Here is a 19458-nt window from a genome sequence, read left to right as displayed (position 1 = left end):
AGACCTCTAGATGCTATTTGGGTTACGGTTGCTTGGTGTTGCTTTTACGATTCGCCCAGCCATTTTAACAGTACGCCAGAAAGTGGTGGTACTTGCAGCTCAATGCTTTGATCACGACCGTGGCTAACAGAAAACTCGGTGTTGTACTCTTTAATTTGAGCATAACCACTGCCAGTGTAGTGCGTATCATCAGTATCCATAATAACTTGATAGCGACCAGCTCTAGGAACGCCAATACGGTAGTTACCATGTGGGGTCGGGGTAAAGTTAATGATAGCAACAGTATGCTCTTCACTGTCTTTTGCTTTACGAGCAAAGGCTAAAATACTGTTGGCACTGTCGTCGTAGCTGATCCACTCGAAACCATGGTGAGAGTGATCGTACTGTAGGCTTGGCTCATTTTGGTACAGGTGGTTCAAGTCTTTCGACAAGGATTGTTGGGCTTTATGAAAATCAATATCCAACAAGTGCCAATCCAAAGAGCGTTCATGGCTCCATTCTTGGCCTTGAGCGAATTCATTCCCCATAAAATTGAGCTTTTTGCCTGGGTGAAAATACATATAAGCCGAGAAAGCGCGCAAGTTGGCGAATTTTTGCCAAGCATCGCCGGGCATTTTTGCAATCATCGACCCCTTACCATGGACGACTTCATCGTGAGAAATAGGCAAAACAAACTGTTCATCGTAGGCATAAACCATACTAAAGCTGAGCTCGCCTTGATGGTGTTGACGATAAATTGGGTCTCTTTTTATATAGGTAAGAGAGTCGTTCATCCAGCCCATATTCCATTTAAAGCCAAAACCTAATCCATTCATGTAAGTAGGCTTAGAGACACCCGGAAACGCTGTGGATTCTTCAGCTACTGTAAAGCAGCGAGGATGATTTAAATACACGGTTTCATTTAAACGACGTAAAAAATCAATGGCTTCGTAATTGTGGTTACCACCGTCTTTGTTTGGAATCCATTCGCCGTCTTCACGGGAATAGTCGAGATAGAGCATGGACGCAACGGCATCGACACGTAAGCCATCAATATGGAATTCCTCAAGCCAGTACACGGCATTACTGATGAGATAATTCACGACATGGTCTTTACCAAAATCGTAAATTAAAGAGTTCCATTCAGGGTGCCAGCCTTTTTTAGGGTCTGGGTATTCGTATTGTTTGGAGCCATCAAAGTTCGCTAAACCGTGGCTATCGGCAGGAAAATGAGCGGGAACCCAGTCCATAATCACACCGATATTGGCTTGGTGCAGCGCATCGACTAGGGCTTTAAAGTCTTCAGGTGTACCAAATCGAGAGGTAACCGCGTACAAACCGACGGGCTGATAGCCCCATGAACCATCAAATGGGTATTCAGTAATCGGTAAAAGCTCAACATGGGTGTAGCCCATTTCTTTAACATAAGGCACCAGCTGGTCTTTGATTTCAAGATACGTCAGCGGCTGATTGTCACCACTGCGACGCCATGAACCAATGTGCAGCTCATAGATACTCATGGGTTTTTCGTAAATGTCTTCAATTTTACGGTTTACCCAAGCGTGATCTTGCCAAGCGTGTTTATCATCAAAGCAAGTGACGCTGGCAAACGACGGGAACTGTTCGATGCGTTGTGCATAAGGGTCACTACGATGTGGAAGAACGTCACCGTTTTTGGAGCGAATTTCGAATTTGTAGCGAGCGCCATGGTTCACATCAGGAATAAATAAGCGCCACACACCATCGCCATTACTCGACATTGGATGAATTCGACCATCCCAAGCATTAAAGTCCCCCACCACAGAGACTGAGCGCGCTGCAGGAGCATAAACGGCAAACCGTGTTCCTTGGATAGTAATTTGGTCATTCACTTTAGCGCCAGCACGAATAGCACCTTGGCTTTTGTATAAGCTGGCTTGATGGTGTTCTGGGTCTACAAAGGTGGTGTTAGGAAATTGATAAGGATCAACGAGGGTGTATACGCTGCCATCTTTGTAGGTGATTTCGAGACGATAATGAAAGCGTGTGGTGGTTTTTGGCCATTCAGCCAGAAAGAGGCCTTGATTATCGGTCTCGCTCATTTTGGCAAGCTCTTTGTCTGAATCGATAGCCAATACTCGTATAGAGGCGGCTTCTGGCTGCCAGACGATTAACGATAAACCTTTCTTAGAAGGCGTCTCTTGTAGTCCCAAACAGCCAAATGGGTCTGAACATCGAGTGTTCAGTACATCATTTGTTAGGGCGTTTTTGATTAGATCCATTCACTTCTCCAGCAAGAGTGAGCGTATTAACTCGATGAGTGTTGGTGCTGATGACTGTGAAGCTTGCTCACTGCCCAACGCAAATATTGGTTTACTTTGTTCGGTGTTATTTGTGCGAACTCATCTAGAGCCGCCTCGACCCTGCTGTCCTCTGGATGTTCTGCTTGGTGTTGCTTGGCATGATCCAGAGCGGCTTGGGAAACAAGAACCGGTAAGTTTATTTCTTGCTCAAATTTACAATTTTTATGTTGCTGGCAGAATCGTATGAAGGCGTACAGCCCTTCAAAAATAAGACTCTTATACCAGCTCGGATGAATATCGGACGTCAGTGTTTCTATTAAAAGGGCGAAGGTGTCTTCACCGGGAGTCATTGAACTTAGAGTGCGTTTACAGTCTAGCGCGGTGTTACTTTGCACATCGCCAAAGACGATCGTATTGGCATTACTTAAACTTTCCCAGAGTTGCAACAGCATGGATTCTGGTAACTTGGTAATCATGCCTTGTTCTGAGCGCCAATCGAACCAATCCACATCCTTCATTTTACTCTGCGCATCGGTCGTATTGTGATAACGCATGGTATTGGCAACATGTGCGAATTCATCGTGCTTTTGTTGTAACACTTGTTTGAGGGCTTCGTAAAGCTCGCTTGGCGAAACCTTTGATAAAGTGTCAAAAACAGGTGCGTCGTCTTCAGGGTCAAATTGCCGCGCGCAAAGCATCGCTAAATTGTGAATACGGATTGTGCGCACACCAGAGAAAAACTCTGGGTGAACCTTAATCAAGGTCCCAGCTATCGCCACCAGTTCATGACAAATCACTAAGCCAATAGGGGACGATGAGACGCTTTTTAGCATGTCTAAAATAACGTCTTGATGCAGCGGTGAACTGATGTCCAGCTCGGTTTCAGGCGTTTCTCCGATGACCAGTAAACGCTGTCGAACGGTAATATCCGCAATATACGTGGCCAAGTCTGTGGAAGGTTTAAGAACCAAAGAATACAAGCGTCGAGCTGAGTGCCAGTCTTCGGCAAGAAGTGCTTGAAAATAAACACTATTTAAGACTTTATAGGCGGTAGCAGCAGGGTTGGAATTAGGTATGGTATTCATCAAGGCCCTGCGAGCGCCCAATTCCATAAGGCAATCAATTGCCTCCGCCATACTTGGAGTGTCAGTCAATCTTGCCAATAGCGTATTGGTTTCGGCTGTTTTTATTTCGGCGGCATCGTAAGGTTTGGGCTTGTCTGATAACGGCCAAGGCGAACCATGAACCGGCAATTTTGCAGATAAGGATTGCTGGTTAGTGGCATTAATAATAATGGATCGACGGTTGCCTGACTTGAACGCATTCTTAGCGGATTGCGGAATAACACGAAACTCTTCATGTTCTCGTTTTTGTAATAAACGGATAAATTCAAACAGTTCATCGCTGCCTTGCATATCACTCATAGCTTCGTCTATGAGTATGCTGAAAACCGCATTGGCTTGGTAATACCAATGCTCGGCAATGATCTTAAGCTCGTTACGAATATGCGCTTGAAAAAGAGCTGGGTCCACTTTTCGGTAGTCTTTGTCTTCGTTCTGAATCCAAGACAGGCATAAGTAGCTTTCGCCATCGATATTAAATGCCTGAGACGTGGCCAAACTATTTAATGCGCGATTTGGACGACCTGTTAAACCTAGCGCCTCAGAGTCGCCAAGGTGTTGATAGGTTTCAACTAACTGATCTGCACTGATGGCTTTAAGTGGGGCAATATCCTCCAGTGTTTGGCATAGACAACCCGCGTTCAGTAGCTTTTGTTTTACTTTGTCATTTTGTGCCAATATCACCATAGAGGTGGTGACTTTGTTTGGGCGATATTGAATACGATGAAGCCCAAGCGGGTCTAGGTCATCCGTAGTTATCAACTCTTCATCAAGCATTTTACCCACTAGAAACAGGCTTTGCGCCCATACTAAGGGCAAGTTGTCATTGGGTAAGCGTTTTTGTGACCCCGGTTTTTCTTTCTCCGCTAAAATACTTTCTTGTGGTACATAATACAGTTCAGGAAGCAGCATTTGGCCGTCTTTTTCGACCATGAGAGACTCAAGCTTATGACGGTAGAAGTTGGCGCTTTCCCAGTCTCTGGCAAACAAACGGTCAATATAAAGGTAAGTAAAGAATAGCGGCCATTCTGATTCGATATGCTCGAAATTAATCAGCTCATCGTGTTCATAATAAATACGGCTTTGGTCTTCCAATTCGGATTGGTGCCCATCTAGCAAGAAGCGTTTACAACCGTATTCACCACCCAGTTTATTAATGATTTCTTTACGTGTGCGGCGGGTGAGTTTTTCATCGTTTACAGCAAAAGCGGGGAAGCCAATAATGCTGAGAATGGCGCTGTCGACTTCTTTGGAACGTGACTCTTTTGGTAATAGAGATTGGAGTACTGAGCCAGCTCGAGCAACCGCATCGGCAAAAGAATGAACCACAGCCCATTCCGGACCATCGTTACCAAACAGATTCAATCCATCCATCGCTTCCATAGCGGCTTTTGCCATGCCTACCGAGCTGGCGTTTATTTCTGCTTTGCCGTTGTTTACTTTATTTCCTCGCTCCCAAATACCGTAATCTGGGGTTCGATAGGTACGGGAAATATAGTAGATAAGGTTTTGAATGAAATTAAACTCATCGCGTGAAAAGATAAGTTTGCTGCCTGCTTTAGTCATTTGGGCAAGCATCAGCAAATAAAAGCTGGTGGCATCAATTTGCAAATGTCCCCAGGCATCGTCTGCAACGGCTTCTAAACCTGTTTTTGTATCGTACTTGGCGTGTAAAGCATCTTTGGGATCAAGGCTGTGTTTGAACGCCTCTACTTTGTGGGATTGACGCATCATGGCGAATAGCAAGCCACGCATCATTTTTACACAGGCAAATTCAAGTTCATGCGCGCGTTTATGTGGGTTAGAGGCGCGTTTATAGGCTAGATGTAAAGCCCAGACTGCCTGAATGCTGTAAACGTTATCTCGCACCCAAGCATCGGTATAGTTGCCGTGATTATTAATGCTAGTACTTGCTGGAAAGAGCCCTGTGACAGGATGCTGGCGGGATAAGATGACCGCTTGAATATGTTGATATAGAGAATCTAGCTTATCTTGGTTGTCAGACGCCATGTTCGATCCTTCAAAAACGTATCGTTAAAGACCTGTTACCCAATCCAAGCGTTGTGAATGGATTCGGTTTAAATCACTATACCCAAACTTAATCGGACTCACCAATAAGTTAAAGCAGTAAAAAGACTTCTTTTTTACATAGCGTATAAAAAAGTGGTGATTTTAACGAAATCCTATTTCTATGCACGATATCAGAGCAACAACTCAAGGCAGTGACTCATTTTAGGTACTGAACTGATGAACAAGTTGTCGAAGCTGACTGGCACATTGTTGCAGGTTATTAACAGATGCTTGAATGTCTTTTGAGTTGTGGTTGGTGTCTTCACAGATAATGGCGATATTTTCGAGTGTCTGATGCACGGTTTGCGAAGATTCAAATTGACGCTCAGCCGCTTGGCTTATGTCGCCATTGAGTTTAGAAATAGACAATACGCCATTGGCAATTTCAGAAAACGCCTGCCCAGCCTGAGAAGTTTGCTCTGCGCCTTGGTTTGCGGTATTGCGAGCAGATCCCATGACTTTCACTGTATCCAGTGTTTGCTGAGTCAGTTGCTCTATTAGGCCGCCAATTTCTGTTGCGGCCAATTGTGAACGTTGTGCAAGTTGGCGTACTTCGTCTGCAACGACAGCAAATCCTCGGCCTTGCTCGCCGGCGCGAGCCGCTTCAATGGCAGCGTTAAGAGCCAGTAAATTTGTTTGATCAGCCACTTCGCTAATAATGCCCAATCGATCGCTAATATGGGTCACGTCTTCTCTTAATTTTTGGATTTGTAATGCCGCTTCACCCACTTCCACAGACAGCTGCTGTATGTCTTGGTTTGCTTTGTTCATTACGCCAAGACCTTGTTTAGAATGTTGGCCAAGTTCTTGGGTAGTGGTATTAGCGCGCTCTGCAATAGAAAGGGTATCTTCTACTGAGGTCATCACACTTTGCATTAACTCTGTTGCTTGACCTGTATTCGATAGCTGTTTAGTAACGCCTTGGGCGGTTTTGGTGGTCGATTTATTGGTTTGATCAACAATACTGTCTAGGGTTTCACTGGAGTGGCTAACGTTACGAACTATGGATTGGAAATCGCTCATCATGCTGTTAAAGGCATGAGCCATTTCTCCCATTTCATCCTTGCCGGTAAACTCGACTCGTTGTGTCAAATCTCCAGAATGTTGTACCGATGTCATCGTTTTACAGAGTGATGTGACGCGACTTGTGACTAGGTGAATAATGTAAAGAGCAGAGCCTCCAACCACTACCGTTAATACACCCACAAGAATGCCATAATCCACCAAAGCAAGCAGAAAGAAATCTATAACAGCGTTCAGCGACGTGGTCGCAATAATGGTTATTTTCCATGGGGCAAAAGTTGACGCTGTGGCGATCATTTTATGTGTAACACTGTTATTGCCTTGGTACTCAAATTCGACTGGCTGATAGCGGTTAGTCGCTAAGGTGGATGCCGATCTTTTTAGTGCATTTTGCAAACTGGTTGGCGGTGTTGTGTTGTTATAGGAAGTAGGTGAGCTTAGAAGTGATTGGCTACCTTGATCCATTATCCAAAGGCTTTGCTGGTCTCCATATCTAATGGATGACAATAGTGTCAAGGCTTGTTGTTTAGCCTGGCTTTCTGTGAGTTCACCTGATTGTTGTTTTTCATAAAACGGCTGTATGGTGGTGTTGACGATTTTTAATATATCTTGAGTTCGATCTTTACGAGCATCCACATGACTGTTAAACAAGGACGTGAGTGAAACAAGAATAAGAGCGGCTGTTCCCATAGACATTAAGCCAATAATTGCCCATAGCTTATAACGAATTTTGATATCATTAACACGTTCCAGCATGCCTGCTCCGAATAGGTGAAATATTTAGATTAGTTTTAGTAGACCGAACCAGAGCTCAGATACAGTTTCTGCTCATTTAGGGAATGAATTGAATAGATAAACACGTAAAAACATTTTCCACAGACTAGATGTTTTTATGCAAATTGCCTAGTCAATAAAATTGAGCTGGATCAATATTTTGTTATTTAGAAAGTAATTTTCAATTAAGAGATTAGGTTGGCAATATTGTGTGGAGTTACTTATCGGTATTTCTCGTATCCTTTTTTTCGGCAACGATTTTGCCTATGGGATCAGAAGGGATATTACTTTATTATGCGAATGATACGACTTTATCCATATTCCTATTATGGGGGGTAGCCAGTCTAGGTAATACCTTAGGTGGCTTAACTAACTGGTTAATCGGGCGTTATTTAATTCGTTTTGAAGGGGCTAAGTGGTTCCCAATAAGTGCTGCCTCTCGTCAGAAAGCCGAGCATTTTTTCAATCGTTATGGCATGGTTAGTTTATTGTTTACTTGGCTTCCTATTGTGGGTGATGGGATTGCATTAGTATCAGGTGTGTTAAGAACGCCTATTTGGTATTTTTTACCCTTGGTTTTTATTGGCAAAGCAGCTCGTTATGCCTTAGTTTTGTGGGGTCAACACTTACTGTTTGCCTGATAATTCATAACTGGATTATTCAGCTGAACGTAAGCGAAAGCCTAAATAAAGTACATGGAGAATAGAATTATGGAAACATCCCAGAAAATACTTGTTGTTGCTATTGCCGGCTTGTCGCTTGGTGCTTGCTCATCAGTGGATGAAAAGAACACTTTCATGGCATATAACGACTTACAAGATAAGGTAATTGCTCATGACGAGCAATGGCAGGCAATTCAACCTAAATTAGATCGAATCGATGCCTTAGAAGCGGAACTTGCGGCATTGAAACAAGGGAATGCCGGTGACATGGAAGAGGTTGCACCTAAAGAAAACCTCATTTCGGATCAAAGCATGGCCGCTGTGAATGTGGCCCCAGCAGTAACGCCCACTTCAGAGACAGATGACACCGGCATGACGACAAGCGTTGCCATGGAAAGTTCTGCTGCCCCTGTTGTTTCCGCTCCGGTCGCTTCGGCACCAGTAGCGATGTCTAAATCAGAATACGGTGTTCAGGTTGCCGCTTATCTTAAAAAAGAAGACGCTATTACTGGCTGGCAAGCTATGCAAAAAAAATCTCCTACGTCGTTTCAAGGTTTAACTCCTCTAATTAATGAAAAAGAGGTGAATGGTCGAATGATGTATCAAGTCAAAGTAGGGCCATTTAATAGTAAGTCGTTTAGTTCGGATTTTTGCATGATGCTAAAAGAAAAGGGCGGAGACTGCTTGCTGACTCAATACAATGGACAAACGTTTAGCGTAAATTAATTGAGAGCCAAATGATGTTCGGGTAAACAAGCGGTGAATTGAAGCTGCTCTGAACTCATGTTTTACCGTTTATTTTAAAGTTGTCACTGTATGAATTTTGAAGAGTATTCTCAGATAGTTAAAGGTTTTGAACATCAAGCTGGCTTGTCATTAACAAGCCATTTTGATGACGTATGTAAGGCGCAGGATGCGTTAATTGCGCAGATCGTTGCTAAGGGCGCCACCATCGCTGGCTGGAAGATAGTTAACAAAGATGGGGTGATTATTCTTTCTCCCATTTTTGATTTCCAAGTATTTTCTTGCATGGGAGAGAAAATTTCTCACCAAGCGATTCGTGGTACAGAGCTAGAAGTGTGTTTTCAAGTGTCCGTTCCTGATACGGTGGATAGCGTCGAAAATCTTGTTGCATCACTGGATCCCTTGGCTGCGGTGGAACTGATTCGCGGTGAGATTCATCCCTCAAATCATTCGGCCTGCGACTTTTATTTTAACTACGGTGTCTTTGTTTCCTCTAAAGCGGTTGGCGCAAGCTTGACGTTTGAAGGTGGTAGCAATGACTACACTTTTTCAGCTGACATAGATGCACTCGTGGCTGAGAAAAAAGACATCGTAACGCAAGGGATACTTCAGTGCGTTCAACGTGGTTATGGTAATAAAGACTACTTTTTTATTACGGGAACCCTAAATGGACTAGTGGCTGTCGCGGATTCTTTAGGTGAGAATTGTGTTACCAATCAGGGTGATAAGCTGATTTGTTTTGATGTGATTTAACCTATATTGATATCGCAATAGGTAATGGGAATGCAGAGAAATCTGCATTCCCATTTTTGTTTTACGCTGAAGCTTTTGCGTTAATGCTTAATGCCATGGCTTCGGCGATTTTGATGCCGTCGATCGCTGCCGACATGATACCGCCTGCATAGCCTGCGCCTTCACCGGCTGGATACAAGCCTTTGGTGTTAATGCTTTCTAGGCTTTCGCTATCGCGTTTGATGTTGATTGGTGCAGAGGTACGAGTTTCTACGCCAGTCAATAATGCATCGTCAAATGCGAAACCACGAATTTTCTTATTGAAGGCTGGAATTGCTTCGCGTATCGCTTCAATACAAAAGTCAGGTAAGGCATCGGCTAAGTTTGTTAATTTAATGCCTGGTTTAAAAGACGGCTCGACCGTACCCAATTTTTCAGGTGTTTCATTCCGTAAAAAGGCGCCAACGGTTTGTGCTGGCGCATCGTAGTTGCTTCCACCCAATTCATAAGCCAAGCTTTCTAACTTGCGTTGGAATTCGATGCCTGCAAGTGGGCCGCCAGGGTAATCAGAAGGATCAATGCCTACGACAATGGCACTGTTTGCATTGCGTTCGTTACGAGAATATTGGCTCATACCGTTGGTCACAACGCGATTTTCTTCCGACGTCGCAGCAACCACAGTGCCGCCAGGGCACATGCAAAAACTGTAAACAGAACGGCCATTTTTACAGTGGTGAACCAGTTTGTAATCTGCTGCACCAAGAATCTCATTGCCAGCATTTGGGCCAAAGCGTGCTTTATCGATGGCGGATTGCTCATGTTCAATACGAAAGCCAACAGAGAAAGGTTTGGCTTCGATGTATACGCCTTTGTTGTGAAGCATTTCGAATGTGTCGCGAGCACTGTGGCCAATAGCGATGGCAATGTGTTTAGAGTGCAGTTGCTCACCATCAGCAAGTGTCACACCAGTAATCTGACCATCTTCAATATGCAGATCATCTACACGGCAGCTAAAACGAATTTCACCGCCAAGCTCAATAATCTGTGCACGCATTTTTTCGACCATGGCCACCAGTTTGAAAGTACCAATGTGAGGCTTACTGACGTAGAGGATTTCGTCTGGCGCACCCGCCGCAACAAATTCATTAAGGACTTTGCGGCTGTATTGTTTTGGATCTTTTACTTGGCTATAAAGTTTACCGTCAGAGAAAGTCCCCGCACCACCTTCACCAAACTGTACGTTAGATTCGGTGTTTAGAATTTTCTTACGCCAAAAACCAAAAGTGTCTTTGGTGCGTTCGCGCACTTCTTTGCCGCGCTCTAGTACGATTGGCTTGTATCCCATTTGTGCCAAAACCAAAGCCGCTAGCAAGCCACAAGGGCCAAAGCCGATAATAATCGGGCGTTCAGTTAAAGTCGCTGGTGCTTGTGCCACTGGATGGTATTCTAGATCTGGAGTGACTTTTACTTGCTGGTGTTCAGCGAATTGGCTGAGCAAAGCGTCGTTACACGTTGTTTCAACATCTAGAGTGTAGATCAACATGATGTTGGTTTTTTTACGTGCATCGTAACCACGTCGAAAGACATTAAAGCTAACTAGCTTGTCGGCTGTTATTTCAAGCATAGCTAAAATAGCGTTTTCTAATGCGCTGGCATCGTGATCAAGAGGAAGTTGGATATTGGAAAGTCGTATCATAGGAATCAATAATTAGAATGCTGGGTCAATGGCTAATAGCGTGGATAATACGATATTTTCGTTTAAAAAGCTGATAAAAATGAGCGATTAGGTTAAGGGATTTTCGACAATAGCTGCAAGCGAGGCAAAGAAGGTGGGTTTATGGTGATTCGTCCCTGTGGGGCTGCATTAGGTGCATTTGTTGATGACGTAAGTTTAGCGACACTAAACGCTGAGGTGTTTAAAGTGCTTTATAAGGCTTTTTTACAGTACAGAGTCTTGTTTTTTCGCGACCAAAGCTTGTCCCCAGAGCAGCACTTAGCGTTAGGAAAGCGCTTTGGTGAGCTTGAGCCTGCCCATCCATTTTTTCCACATTTAGCGCAACATGATCAAGTTGTCATCATTGAAACCAGTCCCGGTAATCCGCCTGGGGAGAGCTTTTGGCACACCGATATGACATGGCAAGCCATACCGCCTAAATGTTCTATTTTACACGCACAGTACGTTCCGCCCGTTGGGGGTGACACGCTTTGGTGTGACATGGCTGCGGTATTTGCAGACTTATCGAACGAAGAGCAAAACCACTTACGTACACTAAACACCATACATGCATTACATGCGTTTGAAGGCAGCCGCTACGATGCGGTAGATGCAAATGGGCAAAGCCGTGTAGCACAAAAGTCTCAGGCTTATCCGCCGATTGTGCGACCGATGGTGACGCGTCACCCCGAAACTGGGGATGAGGTGTTGTTTATCAATGAACAATTCACGCGTTCGGTGCAAGAATGGGAAGACGCGCAGAGCCAAGCGTTATTAGATCGGCTTTTTGCGATTGCCCGACAAGATAGGTTTCATGTTCGACTTAAATGGCAAGCAGGTACCGTTGCCATTTGGGATAATCGAGTGACGCAGCATTTTGCGGTGACGGATTATGGAGATCAACCCCGAAGGTTGCATCGGGTAACGGTGCAGGGTCTTCCTGATTGATCAAGAAGACCCTGAATTGTTTAGCGAAGGTTAACAGCGATGTCTTCGTCAAAACCTAACATGATGTTTAGGTTTTGTACGGCTGCACCAGAGGCGCCTTTGCCAAGGTTATCCAGTTTGGCAACCAGTATGCCGGATGTATTGCTTGGCTCACTTAATACAGACAATTCGATTTGGTTGGTATCTTCAAGTCCATGAGGAGTCAAAAATGGCGCTGCGCTATCAGCAATAGCATTCAGCTCATTAACCGTCACAAAGCGATCACCGGCGTATACTTCTGCCAGTTTCGCTTGTAGTTGCGCCATGGTGACACCGTCTTTCAGATGGATAGGCAAAAAGGTCAGCATGCCTTGGCGGAAGTTGCCCACGCTTGGTACGAAAATCGGTGCATTATCCAATCCAGACCATTTTTTCATTTCGGCTAAATGCTTGTGATTGAAACTCAAACCGTAGGCACCAAAAACCGGCACCTCGTTACCGCTTTCAAAGCGGTCAATTAGCGCGTTACCGCCACCACTGTAACCAGATACAGCGTTGATTGAGTAATCATAAGATGCAGATAACAACCCAGCTTCAATCAATGGTTTCAATAGCAAGATCGCACCTGTTGGGTAACAACCAGGGTTAGAGACAAATTGCGCGCCTTTGATTTTCTCGCGTTGCGTGACGTCCAGTTCTGGCAACCCGTATACCCAACCTTCAGCAACACGGTGAACAGAGCTGGCGTCCAGAATACGACAACCTTCTTCTTTTGCTAACACAACGCTGTCTTTTGCTGCGTCATCAGGCAGACAAAGTACCGTTACATCGGCTTCTTTCATCAGGCGGCGCTTTTCTTCTACGTCGCGTTTTTTATCCGGATCGATACTGATGATTTCAATGTGCGGGTGCTTTACAAGGCGGTCTTTTACTTGAAGGCCGGTAGTACCTGTTTCGCCATCAATAAATACTTTTTTCACAGCGTAATTCCTTACTGGGTGTCTTGTCTCAAAGTAAAAGCAGGCCGTTTATACGCATGATCTGCTTTTCTATCGAATAATTAAGAAGAATTCTATGGTTATAAATAGTGTAATGCATCAGGGTGCGACTGAATAGTTGATAAAAACGCTTAATCTTTAAAAAGTTTGTTTTGGCACTATTGTACTGACTGTCTTGGTCATGCTCTCACGACAGGTTACACTTTCACCTTACCCATTTTACCCTGTATTTTTATGAAGAAGTCTGACAAAAAAATCGATAACGCATTAAGAGGCGCCTTGACCAATGTATGCGAAACGGCGCTTGGTAACGTGGAGGGATTTGTTTGGTTAACGCACTTAGTTAATTACAATGCATTTCCTAATTCGCTAAAGATCGTTTGTGTTTTCGAAACCGATGAGGCCTTGTCTAAAGCCATTGACGCTAAGCAGGATGACTATTTTTACCAACTTATTAAGCGTGAGCTAAGCGCGGTGGATATCAGTCATCACAAATTACGTCAGCAGCTTAGCTTTGACACAGAAGAAGCCTGCGAGCGCTCCCATGGTGGAAAATGGAATGAACGACTTGCCAAGCTGCAATCGAGAGAGTTATTGCATTAATCGGCTTGTTTTTGAATGTCTTCCATGGCTTTTTTAAGTTGTGGATTCTTTTCTTCTAAATATTTTTTTAGTCGATCAATAAAGACTTTGTTTTCATGGGAGGGGACGCCGATTTGATGGGCATCGGCGACTTCTACCATAGACACTTTGTCATGCTGGCTAAAGACATCGATCATTTGCTCTGCTTTGTGATGAGCAATGCCCAGCGCCTCAAAGGCCGATCGCCCCATCCGTAAGCTACTGTCAAAGTTTTCACGAATAATGTCCCGACAACCTGATGCCCATAAATCGTAAACGTGATTGTTGTCGAAAGCCCTCGCTATGATGTGTACGTCTGGATGACTTTCTCGTACGTATTTGACGAGTTTGGTGATTTGCTCAGGATCATCAATAGCAATGATTAACAAGGATGCTTCATCTATACCGGCGGCATGCAGCAAGTCGGGTCTAGTGGCATCGCCAAAATAGTTTTTCACGCCAAATTTTTCTAGGGCTCTTAGTCGCTTAACGCTGAAGTCAATCACGGTAGAGTGGTAACCCGCTAATCTCAGCAGATTGTCTATTGTGCTGCCCATTCGCCCAGAACCGGCAATGATGATTTTATTATCATCAGGCATTTCTTCGTCATGGGTGCCCGCTGTTTGGTCTGAGGCATAACGTGGCGCGATGATGCGATCATAAATAATGAATAATATGGGGGTAAGCAGCATCGAAAGAGCCACGACTAGTAGCAACACATCGGCCACTTCTTGCGAAATCACGGCATTGCTGACAGTAAAAGACAGCAATACAAAACCAAATTCACCTGCTTGAGCGAGGCCGAGGGCAAACAGCCATTTGTTCGAGCCACGAATGTGAAACAGGCGCCCTAAGATAAACAGCGTGGTCGCTTTTAAGAAAATGAGCCCCATGGTTAGACCAAGAATAGAGGCGAAATCACTAAACAATAGAGAAAAATTAATGCCCGCGCCGACGGTCATGAAGAAGAGCCCGAGCAACAAGCCTTTAAATGGCGCGATATCACTTTCTAACTCATGGCGATAGGGTGAGTTCGCCAACACCACTCCCGCTAAAAAGGTGCCAAGGGCTGGAGACAAACCAACCAAAGACATGAGTAAAGTCGTGCCTATCACAAACATTAATGCGGTTGCGGTAAACAGCTCTCTTAATTGGGCCACTGAAATAAAACGGAAAATAGGTGTGGCTAAGAAACTACCGCCTAAAACCACAATCCCAATAGCGCCTATAGTGACGAGAGCCGTTTGCCATGCTTCTAAGTCATCTACCAAAGAGACAGAGTGACTATCACCTTGAGATGCGGCTGCCGCATCGCTTAAAGAAGCGATTAACTCTGGTGTCGCGAGTAGGGGAATAAAAGCCAATATGGGAATAACGACGATATCTTGAGCGAGTAAAACCGCAAACGAAGATTGACCTCCATCTGACTTCATCAAGCCTTTTTCGGTCAAGGTTTGGATCACAATGGCGGTAGAAGAAAGAGCGAGAACCAAACCAATAGCTAAACTGGTACGCCATTCATGGTCTAAAAACATTCCTATACTCGTAATTAAAAGGGCGGTTAGCGCAACTTGTCCGCCCCCTAAACCGAGTAATTTAGATTTTAACTCCCATAATTTTTTGGGATTCAACTCAAGACCAACAATGAACAACATTAAGACGACGCCTAGTTCGGCAAAATGCTGAATGGAAACGATATCCACTTGGAGCAGCGTCAACAGCGGGCTGATGATAATACCAGCTAATAAATAGCCTAAAACAGAACCTAAGCCAAGCCGCGATGCAATCGGGACAGAAATGACTCCCGCAACCAGAAAAATAAAGGTTAACAGTAAGGCATCAGTCATTCATCGTTTCCTTATTATGCTTTCAATAAGAGGATGCTCTTATCTCTATCAGGTGTTAGCGCTATTCGGTTGGCTGCATATCGCACACCGCTTGAGCGAATTGCTCAACGCTATTCCAATTAGTAAATTCCATATTGGTAGAAGGGTCAGTGGGTCCTTTAGTCATCCACATAATAAAGCGAATCATATTGCGATCTATGAAACTGTATTTTTGATAGTTCAGTTTACCTGCAAATACGCCTTGAACAGTGGGCTTCCAATTTAATTGTGCTAAGAATTTAATAATATACGGGTTAGTCGCGGGCTGGCATTTCTCTGGTTTACGAGCCACCAGATTGACGGTGAAAAAAGCACTCAGTTTACTTTCAAGCAGTGCTTTATTTTGCTCAATAAAATCCGCAACGCTTTTTTGGTGTTTACCATAGCGAATACTGGCACCGATTACGATTTTGTCATGGCTTGCTAGGGTGTCAGTTGTTACTTCGTCGACAGGTAAAAGCGTGACCGAATGATCTTGGCTCTCGATGATGGCTTGTATTTTTTTGCTGATCTTAGTGGTGTGGCCGTCTGTAGTGGAGTAAATCAATAGAGTATTAGACATGAAGATTCAGAAAAACTGCCTCAGTTAGAGTGGGGTAAAAATGAATTGAGGCCTTGTTATAAACACTCAGCGGCTTGCTGTAAAGGGTAGTGACATGGCTGGAGGCTTTTAAATTGTAGAAAACATAAAAAGCGAGCTGTTAAATACAGCCCGCTTTCTGTTTATCTGTATGACTCTGTACTAGATGTTACTCGGCAGAGCTGTGCTTTCTCGCGCGGATATCAGATTGCGCACTGCGATAGAACTTTTCTTGTGGCTTGGATTTAGTCACTTGATCGTCATCGCCGTCTTCATTGCGAAGTAACAAGAAGTCAGCGACGCGTTGTTCGTCAATCTGGTTTGCTTTTACAGCCGCTTTTATGGCGCAGCCTGGCTCACCTTCGTGGCGGCAGTCACTGAAGCGACAGTGCTTTTCTAGGGCAATTATATCGGCAAAGTTGGCAATGGTCGTGCCATCAAATTCGCTCAGTTGTAACTCACGCATACTGTCAGTATCTAGCAAAATAGCGCCAGAAGGCATGATTTTCAATGAGCCGGAAGTGCCAATGTTTACTGGTGACTTCGTGCTATCGCTGGTTTTCATCAGGGTATTGATTAGTGCTGACTTACCTGAGCCGACCGCGCCCAATAGAGCGATGGTTTTTCCTTTTTTAAGGAACGGCGATAAGCAAGTTAAGCTTTCCGAATCTAAGGCGTTAACTGTTTCTACGATGAGTAAAGGGTCCAGCTTTTCTACTTGTGCGCGTTTTTCCATTACGTCATCACAGGTATCTGCTTTCGTCAGGATAACAACAGCGTCAGCTTGTGCATCATGAGTCAGTTCTAGATAGCGTTTGATTAAAGCGAGATTGAAATCTTGGTTTAATGCGCAAATTAAAAATACAGTGTCTATATTTGAAGCGATATTTTCAAATGTAGAGCTCGATTCTAAAAGACGTAAGAAGTTGTTATCTGTATCGGCAACAATCCAGTCACCAACTGCCATATTTGGCATATCCGAATGGTCTTCTAAAGTAAAAAAACCAGACTCAGTAACAAGCTCGTAGTGACTGCCTGTTTTAGCGCAGATACGTGCAATACGGTTAGATTCTAAATCATCCAATGATAACTGTTGTTGGAAGTAAGCTTGCCAGCCTAGATCCAATAAAGTAAACGTGGAATCCATTGATATTACCCCAAGCGAAATACGCCATCGTAAATTAGAAGCAATGCGCTTCAATTAGTACAACCAAACATTAACTATTATGTTGATGTTCTAGCCAAAAATTACACAAAACACCAATGCATTACATTGCATATATAAAAGGTGTTACCTCTGCGAGATTAGCACAGTGGGAGTAAGCTACAAACAGAAATATTACCCTTATAAAAAAGGCGTATTCAAGCCTCTATAATATTGCTACCCAAGCAAAAAAATGTCGCAACGGGATAATCAATTAAACACTATTAAAGGCTATGGATTCGCTTTAACCACGCATTTCTTCGGCACTTGTTGAGTGATGCAATGAATGTTTCCACCACCTAATAATATATTGCGCGCGTAAACGCCGACGATCTGATAATCAGGAAACGCTGATTGCAGAATTTGTTGTGCCTGTTTGTCTGTACTAACGCCAAAGGTCGGAAAGACAATATGATTATTGGTTATTAAAAAGTTGGCATAAGACGCAGCCAGACGTTCTCCTGCCTGACGGTTCATTGAATCACTCTCTACTAGGTTTTTGGCTTCATCTTCTGAAACGAAAAGCGGCCCTGGTAGTGGAAGTTTAATAATCTCTAAAGCGCGACCTTTTGCATCATGACTTTGGCTAAGCACGTTCAGTGCCGCTTTGCTGATTGCATACTGTGGGTCGCTTGGGTCATCACAATCGGTTAGCGCAACAACACCAGGGCGGATGACATGCATGATGTTATCAACGTGACCATTGGTTTCATCGTTATAAAGGCCGTCTTTAAGCCAGATGATTTTTTCAACATTCAAATAAGTCTTTAGTAAGCCTTCAATGTCGTCTTTGCTTAAATTTGGGTTGCGGCTCGGGTGTAGCAAACATTCTTCAGTGGTATAAAGCGTGCCTTCACCGTCCACATGGATCGAGCCGCCTTCTAATATAAGAGGAACACAGTAGACGTCGTCTTCCGTAATGGCCGCCATTTTCTCTGCGACAGCGTTATCTTGCTGCCAAGAGTCGTATAAACCATCGAGTTCGCCACCCCATGCATTAAACTCCCAGCTATTGGCGCGACGTTCACCCTTGTCATTAACAAGGTAAGTTGCGCCTATATCACGCATCCAGCAATCATCTGATGGAATTTCAATGACGCGGATGTGGCTTGGTAATGCAGTGCGAGCCTCATCAAAATGCTTGGCGTCAACAATAAAAGTCACATCGGTTGCTTGAGCAATGGCGTTGGCCACCGCAACAAATTCAGCCTGAGCAGGTTTGCCGCTATCTCGCCAATTGTCCTCACGGGTTGGCCACGCCATCCAGACTTGCTCTTGTGGCTCGTGTTCCGCAGGCATACGAAACCCATCTAGTTTTGGGGTGGTAGAAAGCGACTGGCTCATAGGGAATCCTTCGTTAAACTTGATACCTTTTTTAGGATAAAGGTTTTCGCCAATTCTATGGTAGAGACGCAAACATTCAAGTGGATTTTTGTCTATTTTGCTGAGATTAGGCTGTGAGGGCCACATTTCTTCCGTCTTTACAATTGCTCGACGGAAAGGCTTACCGAGAGATTTTGTAAAAAATACTAGTTAGGTCGCTATAAAAGCCTCTTGGTTTTGCTGGTTAAATTTATTATTTTCTTATTTATCAATTAGTTATGATTTTTTTGAAAAACTGGCACGGCCTTCGCAATAGTCTAAGGGAATCAACAGCAAAGCCCGAACATAGTGAGCTGAGCTGATTGAGTTAATTAGTGAGTCGTCAGGCAATTTTGCTGAACGTACTCAATATCTTAGAAGTTAAATGGAGGTTATTGTTATGGCGATTAAACGTACTTTACTAAACACAGCATTGGTTCTTGTAACAGCAGCAACACTAGCAGCTTGCGGTCAAGATTCAGAAGACAACAATAAAGTAGAAGATGCAATGTCTAGTGCAGGTGATGCAGTCGAGCAAACTATGGATAACGCAAGTGAAGCCTTAGACAATGCTGGTAATGCAGTGGAAGACACTATGACAGATACAGGCAATGCAATGGAAGACACTATGACAGACACGGGTAATGCGATTGAAGATACCTGTGAAGACGTGAAAGAAGGCGTAGACGCAGCGAATACAAATTGCTAATCCTGCCAGCCACCAATAAGTCAGAGATGTCTTATTGGTGGCTTAATGATAGTGAAAGGCTTTAGGTTAA

15 protein-coding genes are annotated in these 19458 nt (G+C 44.0%); 6 read left to right on the top strand and 9 right to left on the bottom strand.

Annotated elements, in window-relative coordinates:
• Nucleotides 1–44: 44 nt before the first annotated feature.
• The 3 genes from glgB to C1X04_RS12805 form a co-directional block, all read right to left on the bottom strand.
• Nucleotides 45–2240, bottom strand: a complete 2196-nt coding sequence (glgB, locus tag C1X04_RS12815; protein ID WP_137170157.1) for a 1,4-alpha-glucan branching protein GlgB — start codon at nt 2238–2240, stop codon at nt 45–47.
• A 26-nt stretch (nt 2241–2266) separates the two neighbouring features.
• On the bottom strand, nt 2267–5392 hold the full coding sequence (locus C1X04_RS12810; RefSeq protein WP_110573891.1) for a glycoside hydrolase family 15 protein: 3126 nt from the start codon (nt 5390–5392) through the stop codon (nt 2267–2269).
• 222 nt (nt 5393–5614) lie between these two features.
• Entirely contained in the window at nt 5615–7231 is a 1617-nt protein-coding gene (locus tag C1X04_RS12805) for a methyl-accepting chemotaxis protein (protein ID WP_137170156.1), read from the bottom strand.
• A 284-nt stretch (nt 7232–7515) separates the two neighbouring features.
• On the opposite strand from C1X04_RS12805, the gene C1X04_RS12800 reads away from it, so the two are divergent.
• The 3 genes from C1X04_RS12800 (at nt 7516) to C1X04_RS12790 (ending at nt 9408) form a co-directional block, all read left to right on the top strand.
• Entirely contained in the window at nt 7516–7890 is a 375-nt protein-coding gene (locus C1X04_RS12800) for a YqaA family protein (RefSeq protein ID WP_254682264.1), read from the top strand.
• Nucleotides 7891–7959: 69 nt separating this feature from the next.
• On the top strand, nt 7960–8637 hold the full coding sequence (locus C1X04_RS12795) for an SPOR domain-containing protein (RefSeq protein WP_137170154.1): 678 nt from the start codon (nt 7960–7962) through the stop codon (nt 8635–8637).
• Between the two features lie 90 nt (nt 8638–8727).
• Complete coding sequence (locus C1X04_RS12790; protein WP_137170153.1) at nt 8728–9408, top strand: hypothetical protein; 681 nt, start codon at nt 8728–8730, stop codon at nt 9406–9408.
• A 61-nt stretch (nt 9409–9469) separates the two neighbouring features.
• Here the strand turns inward: C1X04_RS12790 and C1X04_RS12785 are convergent, their stop codons facing one another.
• Entirely contained in the window at nt 9470–11083 is a 1614-nt protein-coding gene (locus tag C1X04_RS12785) for an NAD(P)/FAD-dependent oxidoreductase (RefSeq protein WP_110573881.1), read from the bottom strand.
• 141 nt (nt 11084–11224) lie between these two features.
• Between C1X04_RS12785 and C1X04_RS12780 the strand changes: the two genes are divergently transcribed.
• Nucleotides 11225–12049 carry a TauD/TfdA family dioxygenase gene (locus C1X04_RS12780; protein ID WP_137170152.1) on the top strand — a complete coding sequence of 275 codons (825 nt, stop codon included), beginning with the start codon at nt 11225–11227 and terminating at the stop codon, nt 12047–12049.
• Nucleotides 12050–12069: 20 nt separating this feature from the next.
• On the opposite strand, the gene argC is transcribed toward C1X04_RS12780, so the two are convergent.
• Nucleotides 12070–13008: an N-acetyl-gamma-glutamyl-phosphate reductase gene (gene argC / locus C1X04_RS12775; protein WP_137170151.1), complete on the bottom strand. Its 939-nt coding sequence runs from the start codon at nt 13006–13008 to the stop codon at nt 12070–12072.
• A gap of 297 nt (nt 13009–13305) precedes the next feature.
• On the opposite strand from argC, the gene C1X04_RS12770 reads away from it, so the two are divergent.
• Nucleotides 13306–13629 carry a Fis family transcriptional regulator gene (locus C1X04_RS12770; RefSeq protein ID WP_254682263.1) on the top strand — a complete coding sequence of 108 codons (324 nt, stop codon included), beginning with the start codon at nt 13306–13308 and terminating at the stop codon, nt 13627–13629.
• Here C1X04_RS12770 and C1X04_RS12765 read toward each other — a convergent pair.
• The 4 genes from C1X04_RS12765 to aguA form a co-directional block, all read right to left on the bottom strand.
• Nucleotides 13626–15494, bottom strand: a complete 1869-nt coding sequence (locus C1X04_RS12765; protein ID WP_137170149.1) for a cation:proton antiporter — start codon at nt 15492–15494, stop codon at nt 13626–13628. The genes C1X04_RS12770 and C1X04_RS12765 overlap by 4 nt on opposite strands.
• 61 nt (nt 15495–15555) lie before the next feature.
• A complete protein-coding gene (hemG, locus tag C1X04_RS12760) occupies nt 15556–16095 on the bottom strand; it encodes a menaquinone-dependent protoporphyrinogen IX dehydrogenase (protein ID WP_137170148.1) in 540 nt (179 codons plus the stop codon).
• Between the two features lie 187 nt (nt 16096–16282).
• Entirely contained in the window at nt 16283–17260 is a 978-nt protein-coding gene (rsgA, locus tag C1X04_RS12755) for a GTPase RsgA (RefSeq protein ID WP_137170147.1), read from the bottom strand.
• A 288-nt stretch (nt 17261–17548) separates the two neighbouring features.
• Nucleotides 17549–18661 (bottom strand): agmatine deiminase, encoded by a 1113-nt coding sequence (gene aguA, locus C1X04_RS12750; RefSeq protein WP_137170146.1) that lies wholly within the window; start codon nt 18659–18661, stop codon nt 17549–17551.
• A gap of 418 nt (nt 18662–19079) precedes the next feature.
• Here aguA and C1X04_RS12745 point away from each other — a divergent pair, with 418 nt between their 5' ends.
• Nucleotides 19080–19388 carry a hypothetical protein gene (locus C1X04_RS12745; protein WP_137170145.1) on the top strand — a complete coding sequence of 103 codons (309 nt, stop codon included), beginning with the start codon at nt 19080–19082 and terminating at the stop codon, nt 19386–19388.
• Nucleotides 19389–19458 lie beyond the last annotated feature (70 nt).

It is taken from the genome of Marinomonas sp. FW-1 (assembly GCF_005222245.1).
GTDB classification, from domain to species: Bacteria; Pseudomonadota; Gammaproteobacteria; order Pseudomonadales; family Marinomonadaceae; genus Marinomonas; species Marinomonas alcarazii.
The sequence above is the reverse complement of the archived record's forward strand: the minus strand, read 5'-3'. Positions and strand labels throughout refer to the sequence as shown.

Coding starts and splice junctions, on each gene's coding strand:
- glgB (WP_137170157.1), bottom strand. CDS start 2,240: ATGGATCTAATCAAAAACGCCCTAACAAATGATGTACTGAACACTCGA.
- C1X04_RS12810 (WP_110573891.1), bottom strand. CDS start 5,392: ATGGCGTCTGACAACCAAGATAAGCTAGATTCTCTATATCAACATATT.
- C1X04_RS12805 (WP_137170156.1), bottom strand. CDS start 7,231: ATGCTGGAACGTGTTAATGATATCAAAATTCGTTATAAGCTATGGGCA.
- C1X04_RS12800 (WP_254682264.1), top strand. CDS start 7,516: ATGGGATCAGAAGGGATATTACTTTATTATGCGAATGATACGACTTTA.
- C1X04_RS12795 (WP_137170154.1), top strand. CDS start 7,960: ATGGAAACATCCCAGAAAATACTTGTTGTTGCTATTGCCGGCTTGTCG.
- C1X04_RS12790 (WP_137170153.1), top strand. CDS start 8,728: ATGAATTTTGAAGAGTATTCTCAGATAGTTAAAGGTTTTGAACATCAA.
- C1X04_RS12785 (WP_110573881.1), bottom strand. CDS start 11,083: ATGATACGACTTTCCAATATCCAACTTCCTCTTGATCACGATGCCAGC.
- C1X04_RS12780 (WP_137170152.1), top strand. CDS start 11,225: ATGGTGATTCGTCCCTGTGGGGCTGCATTAGGTGCATTTGTTGATGAC.
- C1X04_RS12765 (WP_137170149.1), bottom strand. CDS start 15,494: ATGACTGATGCCTTACTGTTAACCTTTATTTTTCTGGTTGCGGGAGTC.
- hemG (WP_137170148.1), bottom strand. CDS start 16,095: ATGTCTAATACTCTATTGATTTACTCCACTACAGACGGCCACACCACT.
- rsgA (WP_137170147.1), bottom strand. CDS start 17,260: ATGGATTCCACGTTTACTTTATTGGATCTAGGCTGGCAAGCTTACTTC.
- aguA (WP_137170146.1), bottom strand. CDS start 18,661: ATGAGCCAGTCGCTTTCTACCACCCCAAAACTAGATGGGTTTCGTATG.
- C1X04_RS12745 (WP_137170145.1), top strand. CDS start 19,080: ATGGCGATTAAACGTACTTTACTAAACACAGCATTGGTTCTTGTAACA.